This is a genomic window from Streptomyces sp. NPDC001568 (genome assembly GCF_042893755.1).
Taxonomy (GTDB): domain Bacteria; phylum Actinomycetota; class Actinomycetes; order Streptomycetales; family Streptomycetaceae; genus Streptomyces.
The window spans coordinates 181731-190896 of the sequence record NZ_JBIAVF010000020.1 but is presented as its reverse complement, the minus strand read 5'-3'; the positions used below and the strand labels follow the sequence as shown (position 1 = coordinate 190896).

8 protein-coding genes and 2 pseudogenes are annotated in these 9166 nt (G+C 68.2%); 6 read left to right on the top strand and 4 right to left on the bottom strand.

Going from position 1 to position 9166, the window contains the following annotated elements; translation table 11 throughout:
- A partial coding sequence (locus tag ACFY0I_RS32095) for a helicase associated domain-containing protein (RefSeq protein ID WP_388902306.1) occupies nucleotides 1-811 on the top strand: 811 nt, incomplete at its 5' end.
- A 552-nt stretch (nucleotides 812-1363) separates the two neighbouring features.
- Here the strand turns inward: ACFY0I_RS32095 and ACFY0I_RS32090 are convergent.
- Both ACFY0I_RS32090 and ACFY0I_RS32085 read right to left on the bottom strand, forming a co-directional pair.
- Nucleotides 1364-1783: a hypothetical protein gene (locus ACFY0I_RS32090; protein ID WP_388902304.1), complete on the bottom strand. Its 420-nt coding sequence runs from the start codon at nucleotides 1781-1783 to the stop codon at nucleotides 1364-1366.
- Between the two features lie 584 nt (nucleotides 1784-2367).
- The gene (locus tag ACFY0I_RS32085; protein ID WP_388902303.1) at nucleotides 2368-2532 is read right to left on the bottom strand and encodes a hypothetical protein; all 165 of its coding nucleotides are present in this window, start codon (nucleotides 2530-2532) and stop codon (nucleotides 2368-2370) included.
- Between the two features lie 194 nt (nucleotides 2533-2726).
- Here ACFY0I_RS32085 and ACFY0I_RS32080 point away from each other — a divergent pair.
- From ACFY0I_RS32080 to ACFY0I_RS32070, 3 genes and pseudogenes are all read left to right on the top strand, one after another.
- A pseudogene (locus tag ACFY0I_RS32080) lies at nucleotides 2727-3578 on the top strand (helicase associated domain-containing protein); the annotation flags it as partial.
- A gap of 49 nt (nucleotides 3579-3627) precedes the next feature.
- The gene (locus ACFY0I_RS32075) at nucleotides 3628-3930 is read left to right on the top strand and encodes a hypothetical protein (protein WP_388902301.1); all 303 of its coding nucleotides are present in this window, start codon (nucleotides 3628-3630) and stop codon (nucleotides 3928-3930) included.
- Nucleotides 3931-4514: 584 nt separating this feature from the next.
- Complete coding sequence (locus tag ACFY0I_RS32070; RefSeq protein ID WP_388902299.1) at nucleotides 4515-5690, top strand: ATP-binding protein; 1176 nt, start codon at nucleotides 4515-4517, stop codon at nucleotides 5688-5690.
- 96 nt (nucleotides 5691-5786) lie between these two features.
- Here ACFY0I_RS32070 and ACFY0I_RS32065 read toward each other — a convergent pair whose 3' ends face one another.
- On the bottom strand, nucleotides 5787-6161 hold the full coding sequence (locus ACFY0I_RS32065) for a hypothetical protein (RefSeq protein WP_388902297.1): 375 nt from the start codon (nucleotides 6159-6161) through the stop codon (nucleotides 5787-5789).
- A gap of 214 nt (nucleotides 6162-6375) precedes the next feature.
- Between ACFY0I_RS32065 and ACFY0I_RS32060 the strand changes: the two genes are divergently transcribed.
- Nucleotides 6376-6846 carry a HEAT repeat domain-containing protein gene (locus ACFY0I_RS32060; protein WP_388902296.1) on the top strand — a complete coding sequence of 157 codons (471 nt, stop codon included), beginning with the start codon at nucleotides 6376-6378 and terminating at the stop codon, nucleotides 6844-6846.
- Nucleotides 6847-7310: 464 nt separating this feature from the next.
- Nucleotides 7311-8172 (top strand): annotated as a pseudogene (locus tag ACFY0I_RS32055) (IS5 family transposase).
- 661 nt (nucleotides 8173-8833) lie between these two features.
- Here the strand turns inward: ACFY0I_RS32055 and ACFY0I_RS32050 are convergent.
- Nucleotides 8834-9157, bottom strand: a complete 324-nt coding sequence (locus ACFY0I_RS32050; RefSeq protein ID WP_388902294.1) for a hypothetical protein — start codon at nucleotides 9155-9157, stop codon at nucleotides 8834-8836.
- Between the last annotated feature and the right edge of the window lie 9 nt (nucleotides 9158-9166).

Genomic DNA, 9166 nt, shown 5'->3' with positions numbered 1-9166 from the left:
CGAGGGCGCCTACCCCCTCGGACGCTGGCTGTCCGACCAGCGGCGCGCGTTCCGGGCCGGACAGATGTCCGGGGAACGGGCGGCCGAGCTGGAGGAGCTGGGGATCGTGTGGGACACCGCCGACGCCGGCTTCGAGCGGAACCTGGGAGCGGCGCGGGCCTACTACGAACTCCACGGGACGCTCGCCGCACCGAGGCACGCGACCGCCTTGGACGTGGCGGTGGGGCAGTGGCTCACCAACGTCCGCCGGCCCGGCGGACTCGGCAACGACCCCGTACGGGCCGAACGACGAGCCGAAGCGCTGGCCGCGATCGACAAGGACTGGAACCCCGACTGGACGGTCGACTGGCAACGCCACCACGCCTACCTCGCCCAACTCCTCGCCGAGGGCGCCCGCCTCACGGCGATCGTGCCGGGGGTGACCCGGCACGGCGAGGACGTCGGACGCTGGCTCGGCACCCAACGCCGCGACTTCGACAAGCTGAACGAGGGACAGCGGGCCCGACTCGCCACGCAGGGCGTGAAAAAGGCGCCACGGCCCCGTCAGGCACCCGCGAAGACGGCCGGGGCCGTCCCGTCCGGGCGCGGCGCGCTCGCCTTCCAGACGGGCATCCAGGCCCTCGCCCAGTACCGGGAGCGCGAGGGCGAGGGCCTGCCGGGCCGTGGTCACGTCAAGGAACTCCCCGACGGGACCGAGCACCGGACCGGGGTCTGGATCGTCAACCAGAAACAGCGCCGGGACCGGCTGCAAGCGGACCAGCTCGCCGCGCTCGCCGCCCTCGGCATCGACTGGGCGGCAACCGCCCCCTGACGCCGGGTTGGGCAAGCCCGCGCGCGAGAGGCTTGCCCAGGCAGACCTAAGGCTTGCCCACCCGGCAGCCGCAAGGCGGGCAAGCCCTTGGCCACCTTGCGGTCGCCGCAGCGTCGGCCGTGGGCGGGGCCGGGCCGCGCGATGAGGCCGAGGCAGGCGACCACCAGGGCCACAGCCGTCCCAGCCGCCGTGATCGGCGCCACGAAAACCGGGTGGCGGTGGACGGGCATGATCGGAATCGAGATCCGTAATTACGTCGTCCCACGAGCGGGCCGAGGCCCTACAAGCAGCCGCCGAGGAGCCGCGGTAGCGCCCTATACCGGCCGCCGCCAACTCAGCACACGACCGGACACGGCCACGCCCTGACCGCACATCACCGACCACAGCCAGCGAGTAGCTTGAGTCTCAGGAGAGAACCGCTTCACTGCGCTCAGCGGTGCCGGTTTCGCCGGGGCGAAACCGGCACCTCGGGCCGGAGTCCTGCGCTGCGCTTGGGAATGTTCGGGCTTCGCTGCGCTCCACCCGAACGGGCCTGTGTAAACGGGTCCAGGCCTACTGGTCGAACGGGATGAGCGACGAGCCGAAGGTGTACGTGCCCTTCGGGATGAGGGTCCTGTCGGTGCTGATGTACGCCGGCTCTGAACCGTCGTCCTTGGACAGACGGGAATACTGGTGGTAGCGGCCGTCGAAGGAGACGATGCAGTCGGCCCAGTAGTAGGTTCCCGCCTTCAGGTATATCCCGCGGGTCTGGTAGCCCCCGTCGAAGGACATCTTCCACGTGTAGTCGGTGCTTTTCAGCCATATGGTCCGACGGACACACGCCTGGTCGTCGTTGACGCTCGGATGGCCGTTCAACCAGACACTACGCTGGTTGTACGCCACGGTGTCGGCACTTGCCGGGCTCCCCGCAAGCGTCACCAACGCCGCCGCGGCCGCCGCGGCCGCCACGAATTTTCCAATTTTTCCAGCCATGCGTTGTCTCCCCCGAGAAGATTACTTATCGGCGCCCATGCCACGAGCAGCAGCCAGCCGCTCTGCCCAAGCAGTGCGGCTGGCCCTTCGCAACTCACCCTGTGGCGCGCTCTCCAACGGGAGCATACAGACTTGATCACCACACGGTAGTGGCCATCACTACAGACCAGCCGCCACGTCCCGCCGGACCGGGTGCGGTCGGCGTGCTGTCCGGGAACGGCTGACCAAGCTCGGCGTACTACCCCACCAGGCGCCCTCTCCCACCCCCACAGACAGCCGCAGAGCGAACGGGCCAAGCAAAGCGCAGCAGGCGTTCCAGCGCGGGCTGGACGCCGCGTCAGAGCTACCGGCGCAACGGGGGCTCCCCACCCACTGCGGTGGGTGGGACGGCCAGAACACGAGACCGCGCCGCGACCATGCCACGGCAATGGATCGGGCGAGGGAGCAGCGCCGGTCCTGCCACCACCGCTGGCGGCAAGGGTCGGACGCAGCCCGCCACTCCTCCGCGAAACGCATGTCAAACGCACAAGCCACCGGCCCGGCCACCGAAGGACTTCACCCCCGGCGGCCGGGCCGGCGTCAGGTCAGCCCTTCAGCCACTTCCCCGCCTGCGGGCGCTCCAGCACCTTCAGGCGCCGCCAGGCATACACCCAGTCGTCGGTGCCCCGGATCCCGCACACCTGGAGGAAGGTCTGGCACCACTCCAGCGAGGGGATCTTGCCGAGCTTGCGGACCCGCTCCACCTTCAACGCGTCGCTGATCTGCGATCTCTCGCTTTCACGTCAGTACGCGAACTGGGCGTCTCTCACTCAACGACAGTGGATAGACCCCGATCTCTCACATCCAAGACAGTGACCACACACCCCGAAACAGCCCCCGACCAGCATCAACACACCAGAGCCCACTGTCTCTCACACCACTGTCACCAAACGGAGAGATCGCAACCAAGGACTTCCCCCTCGGGCGGTGGGTGCACCAGCAGCGCAAGGCCCTGCGGGCCGGGGAGTTGGAGGACCGACGCAAAGTCCTCCTGGACGCGCCGGAGGCCGGGATGGTGTGGGAGCCGGGCGAGGAGGCGTGGGAGGCCAAGCTCGCCGCGCTCCGGTCATACCGGCGGGCCACCGGGCACCTCGCGCCCCGACAGGACGCGATGTGGGGCGAGGACGACGAGATGATGCCCGTCGGGCAGCACATGGCCAACCTCCGCCGCAAGGGCGCCAAGAACGGCCTTGGCAAGAACGAGGACACCGCAATGGCCCGCGCTCCGCAGCTGACCGCGATCGACAAGGACTGGGACTGCCCCTGGCCCCTGGACTGGCAGCGCCACTACCGCGTGCTCGCCGACCTCGTCGACGCCGACGGACAGCTGCCCGGCATTGCCCCGGGCGTCACCTTCGACAGCGACGACGTCGGCAAATGGCTCCAGCAGCATAAGCAGCCGGCCACCTGGGCGCGGCTCATGCCCGAGCAGCAGGAGCGGCTGACCACGCTCGGCGTACAGCCCGACCAGGCGCCCTCCCCCGCCCCTGCAGCCAGCCGCGGGGAGAAGTGGCCGAGCAAGGCGCAGCAGGCGTTCCAGCGCGGCCTGGCAGCCCTCACGCAGTGGGTCGAGCGGGAAGGCGCCCACCGACCTGTCCCCAGGACCCACGGCGAGGAGATCACGGTCGACGGCGAGACGGAGCCTGTGATCGTGAAGCTCGGCGTGTGGGTCTCCAACACCAAAACCCGACGCGACAAGCTCACCGCCGATCAGCTCGCCGCCCTCGCCGAGCTCGGCGTGAACTGGGCCAAGTAGCCGCCAAACTGGATTGGGATGGCAGCGACCCCTTTGAGAGGATCCCAACATGCCCACGCCCACCGCAGAAGAACTCCTTGCATCGGTCAGCGGACTGTCCCCCGATCAGGCGCAGCAGATCGCCGACCACATCGATCAATGCCGAGACCTTCTCACCGCAGGGACCGGCATGGACACCGTCCAGCAGCACCTGAAGGACCAAGGCGTCCCCATCATCCGCGCCATCCTGATCACCACCAGACTCATCGGCGATCACCCCAGTAGGCTGCGGGCCGCACGCGAGATCGTCGAATGCAGCCCCGCCCGCACACCCGACACCGCACTCAGCAGACCAAGGCACCCAGCCCCGTAGCCCGCAGCGCCGCGCACGGCGAAGAGGCCCAGCAAGGTCGGCGACCAGGCATTCCACCGCGGCCTGACACCCTCACGCAGTGGGCGCAGCGGGCGCAGCGGGAAGGCGCCCACCGGCCGGTGCCCAGGGCCCACAGCGAGGAGATCACAGTCGCCAGCAAGGCCGAGCCAGCGACCATAAAGCTCGGCGTATGGATCTCCAACGCCAAAAACCAGCGCGACAAGCTCACAACCGACCGACCTGCTGTCCTCGCCGAGCTCCGCACCCACTGGGCGCAGTAGCGTGTCGCATCCTGCCGGAAATCCGTGGGAAAAGGCACCTCAGGCCCAGCCGAGAACGCCCTCCGCGCGCCTCCGGCGGGGCCTTCGCGCTGCTCCACTCCCAGCAGCGGTCCCCCCCGAGCGACGGCTGCGTCAAAGTCGTGGACGCGGCTACCTGAGACCTCAGCGCATAGCACCTGACCTGCGAATTTACCCTCAGATACCTAGGATGGGCATGCACCGGCGACGGCGTGGAAGCAGCTTCGGCTGCTTCGGCGACATCCGCGCACACACATGCTCAGGACGGCCCAGGGAGGGTGTTTCATGACCGAGTCCGGCAACCCCAGTCAGCCCGCGAACGTGAATGAGTACAACGCCAGTCACATCCAGGTGCTCAAGGGCCTCGAGGCGATACGCAGGCGCCCCGGCATGTACATCGGCTCGACCAGCGAGCGCGGTCTGCACCAGATGGTGTTCGAGGTCGTCACGTACGCCGTCGACGAGCATCTTGCCGGCCACGCGGACACCATCGACGTCACGATCACCCCGGACGGCGCCATTCGCGTCGCGGACAACGGGCGGGGCCTGCCCGTCCAGGTGGAGGAGTCCACCGGCATGTCGGCCCTCGAACGCGAGCTGACGGAGCTGTCCTTCGGCACCAAGCCCCACAGCGGCTACGGGGTCTCCGGCGGCATCAGCGGCCTGGGCCTGTGCGTGGTCAACGCACTGTCGAGCCGTCTCACGGTCGAAGTCCACCGAGACGGCCACCGTTGGACCCAGGCGTACGAGAAGGGCACCCCGCTCACTCCCCTGACGAGGCACGAGGAGACGGGCAATCACGGGACCGCGATTACGTTCATGCCCGACGCAGTCATCTTCGAGACCACCCACTACTCGTTCGCCACGCTGTCGCAGCGCCTCCAGGAACTGGCCTTCCTCAACGACGGCCTGGCCATCTCACTCACCGACGAACGGCCGGAGCGACCGGCCCGCTACCACCACACGGACGGCCTACGGGCCTACGTCGCCCACCTCAACCCCTACCCCCCGAGCCTCGTCCACTCCCCCGCCATCGCCATCGAGTCGGAGAACCAGGACGAAACGATCTCCGTGCAGGTCGCCATGCAGTGGAACACCTGGTCGCCGGGAGAGTTCCGCTCCTTCGCGAACAGCACACGCACCCATGAGGGCGGCGCACACGAACAGGGCTTCCGCACCGCACTCACGGACCTCATCAACGAATACGCGCGCCGTCAACGGCATCTGCGCGCGAACGACAAGGACATCACGGCCGAAGCCATCCACGAGGGCCTGACCGCGGTCGTCTCCGTGAAGCTCGCCCGTCCCGTCTTCGAAGGCGCCACCCGGACGAAGCTCAGCAATCCCGAGGCAGATACCTACGTCCAGGAAGCCGTCCACGAACACCTCACCGACTGGCTAGACCACCACCCGGACGAAGCCGCCGCCATCACCCGCCACATCCTGAACGCGTCCATCTGACGTGCGAAGGTGCGACGAAGGACCTCCAGCCCGGGGGTAAACCCGGCGGGGGGTGAACGCCGAGACGGCGGGGTGCCGATTGCCTGTGGAGTTCGGTTACTCCGCCTCGGTCTTGATCTTGGTGCGGTAGAGCATCGCGTAGCGGCGGCTGTGCCAGGTCGCATGCGGGTCGCCGACGTGCAGTTCCGTGGTGATCTCCGAGCGCTGCTCGGGACCACCGGCGAGGAACACCGTGAGCTCGAAGACGATGTCTTCGACATCTTCCTCCACCTCAGCAGTGAGCTCGGCGACAGCGAAGTGGAGGACGACCTCTTCCGGCCGAGGCTCGACGGCGATGGCGAGAACATCCGGTCCGATGAGCCCCAGCGAGGCCTGAAGCGTTTGAATCAGCAGATAGTTCCGCCGCAGCAGGTCACGCTCCTCGGTCGCCGTGATCTCCGGGTTGTAGTACTGCCTGGCGGGATGATCCATCCTCGCAGAGTAGCGACCCGCTGGCCCGTGCTCAGGACCCGCGCCGGACGCAACACCGTGCAGCCCGGCCGCTGGGCCCACAACCCGTCCGCGAACCGAAATACCTCCCGCCAGGCCAGACGACCGGTCCTCAAAGGAACGCAAGCCCCGTACCCGCCCTGACCAGTCCCTTATCCCTGAGGCCCGGCGGCACCCGTCTTCGTATGCTCTGGCCATGGACGGATACCAGGGCCTCACAGCGGTGATTGAATCGGCCTGGAGGGAGCTCAATGGCCCCGACGCGGACCGCCGGGACCTCTGCCTCGACGTCGTCAGCGACGTCCTGGAGACGGGCCGTCTGACGCAAGGCGACGCCGAGCGGGCTGTCGAGCGCCTCGTCATGGCCGCGCTCTCCGATGGGAGCTCCCCAGTACGGGAATCCGCGCTGCACGCCGTCTGCACGGCCTCCACGCACTATGAGCTTCCCTACCGGGTGGTGGAGCCGCTCGCTGTCGACGCGGATGGCTTCGAACCCTTGCTCCTAGGCTACGTTCTGTCCATCCTCGGCTCGACTCACGACCGGGCGGCGCTACCGATCGTTGAGCGGTTCCTACAGCATCCCCACCCCGAGGTACGCAGAGAAGCGGCGGAGGCAGTGCACGAACTCTGCTGGAGCCGGGAGTCCGGCCGGGAGGAGAGGGAGTAGCTCCCAGGGCTCAGCAGCTCGGTCTCTAAGCCAACTGCATTGAGCCCACCTCAACGCGACCGCCCCCGGGATGACCCTGCGCGAAATGGACACGGACGGCGGCACCATTCCCGGATCGGGGAACGGCTACCTGCCTCGGCCCGGCTTCCGTGCGGGCGCGGCCTGCTGGTGGTGCGTGGGCACGGCCGGCCCATCCGGGGCGGTGCCCGCCGTGCCGGGGGCGGCGGCCGGGATGGTGGTCGAGCGGGAACGCGCGGCGGCCGCCGAGACCAAGGGGTGGCCACCAGAGGTGTGTCGAGGGGGTGGTGAGTGCCTGGTGGGTGGACAGGACCGTGCGGTGGGCGAACTCGCTGGGAGCCCCCACCCGCCAGGACTCGTCGCCGGTGAGGCGGGCTAGAGTGTGTCTCTTTGATGGGCTGATCAGTTGATCGGATGTGTCCATCCGATTAGTGATCACTGATGCGATGTGGGACCGGATCGAGCCGCTGATGCCGGCCGATCCGGTCCGTGGCCGTCGGTGGGCCGACCACCGCCGAACCCTGGAGGCCATCGCGTGGAAGTACCGCACGTGCTCGCCCTGGCGGGATCTGCCCCACGAACTTGGTGCGTTCCAGACCGCTCACAAGCGCCTGATCAGGTGGGCTGTCGACGGCACCTGGCAACGGATCTTTGCTGCTGTGCTCGCCCAGGCGGACGCGGCTGACGAAGTGGAGTGGGCGGTTTCCGTGGATTCCACTGTCTGCCGGGCCCACCAGCACGCGGCCGGAGCCAGGAAAGGAGGTGGACAGGGCTGAACCTGCCGATCACGCACTCGGACGCTCCCGAGGCGGCCTGAGCACGAAAGTTCACCTCGCCAGTGACGGCCAGGCACGGCCCTTCGCCGTCCATGTCACCGCTGGCCAGGCTGGCGACGCGCCTGCTTTCGAGGCGGTCATGGCTCGCATTCGAGTGCCGCGAACCGGCCTGGGCAGGCCGCGAACCCGACCCGAGGTCGTCCTTGCGGACCGAGCCTACTCATCGCGCGCAATCCGCCGACACCTTCACCGCCGAGGGATCCAGGCCGTCATCCCGCAGCCTTCTGACCAGATCGGACACCGTTTTCGACGAGGTCGGGCCGGTGGGCGTCCACCCAGCTTCGACGCGGAGGCATACAAGCAGCGCAACACCGTCGAGCGGTGCATCAACCGTCTCAAGCAGTGGCGCGGCCTGGCCATGCGAACGGACAAACTCGCCATCGCCTACGAGGGCGCACTCCACCTCGCAGCCATCTTGATCTGGACGCGCCTTCGGAAGACTGAGCACGCCCACTCGCCAGGGAAGTCCTGACTCAGGACCCGGACGAGGCGTCGACTGCCCTCACCCGGCAGTCCGAGCACCTCCCGGACCTCCTCGCGACAAACAGATGCCGATAGACCGTCACCCGACGCCGAGGGATGCCACAAAGCCTCGCCTCATCCGCCAGGGCGTGCTCCAGGGCCGAACCACCTGTTTCCAGGCATGCCGCGAAGCTCGTCGGGGCGAGCCCGAACACTAATCGGAAGGACTGGAGGCGGTGACCAAGCTGCGGCATGGCCGCCACCCTCGCATGTGGCCCGATCAACGTGAAGTCAAGGAGACAGGACCTAGTCGGACGCGGTCGGGTCCAGGCCAGGACTGGGCCAAGGGGCGCATCGGACTACGCGGTAATGGGCGGCCCGTGCGCGCCAGCCATGTCGATGAGCAGCTTCGCGGCGACGCGGCAGCTCTCGGCCCGCCCCGTTCAACTCCGCTGCGACCCGGCGCCGCAACCGACGATCCCGCCGCCACGACCTGGCACGACATGCCGTCGAGCAGAACAGCGCGTTCGGCCGCGCAGCCAGCCTCAGCCGGTCCCCGCAGCCCCCGCACACCCGCTCTCCGGGCCGCCCGGAGCCCTCGGACACCACTACAGGCTAGAGCCTCAGGCCCCTCGAAAACGGGGATATGGATCAGGCACTCAGCTTGCGATTTAACCTTCGGTGCCCGGCGGGGCAGGTTCGGTGCCAGCGGTTACGGTGACCTGAGCGGTCCATGACCAGGGCTCCTGAGGAGGATCCCAGCTCACCTCGACGTCGGTGTCGTGGAAGTCGCGGGCGAGTTCCGTCACCATCCGAGCCGCCGCAGCTCGCGCGTCGTGTGGTTCGGTGTTGACCGGCACGTCCAGACGCCCGCAGAGCATGCCGCCTTCCATGGTGAGGACGCTGTGGCGCCAGCCCTCCGGCGTCGCCAACAGCACGATCCCCTTCGGAACGCCCCAGTCGGGCCGCTTCTTCTCCTTCTTGCGCCTCGCCATGCGGCAATC

Excerpts from the sequence above, each read along its gene's own strand:
- ACFY0I_RS32090 (WP_388902304.1), bottom strand. The coding sequence starts at position 1,783 with ATGGCTGGAAAAATTGGAAAATTCGTGGCGGCCGCGGCGGCCGCGGCG.
- ACFY0I_RS32075 (WP_388902301.1), top strand. The coding sequence starts at position 3,628 with ATGCCCACGCCCACCGCAGAAGAACTCCTTGCATCGGTCAGCGGACTG.
- ACFY0I_RS32070 (WP_388902299.1), top strand. The coding sequence starts at position 4,515 with ATGACCGAGTCCGGCAACCCCAGTCAGCCCGCGAACGTGAATGAGTAC.
- ACFY0I_RS32065 (WP_388902297.1), bottom strand. The coding sequence starts at position 6,161 with ATGGATCATCCCGCCAGGCAGTACTACAACCCGGAGATCACGGCGACC.
- ACFY0I_RS32060 (WP_388902296.1), top strand. The coding sequence starts at position 6,376 with ATGGACGGATACCAGGGCCTCACAGCGGTGATTGAATCGGCCTGGAGG.
- ACFY0I_RS32050 (WP_388902294.1), bottom strand. The coding sequence starts at position 9,157 with ATGGCGAGGCGCAAGAAGGAGAAGAAGCGGCCCGACTGGGGCGTTCCG.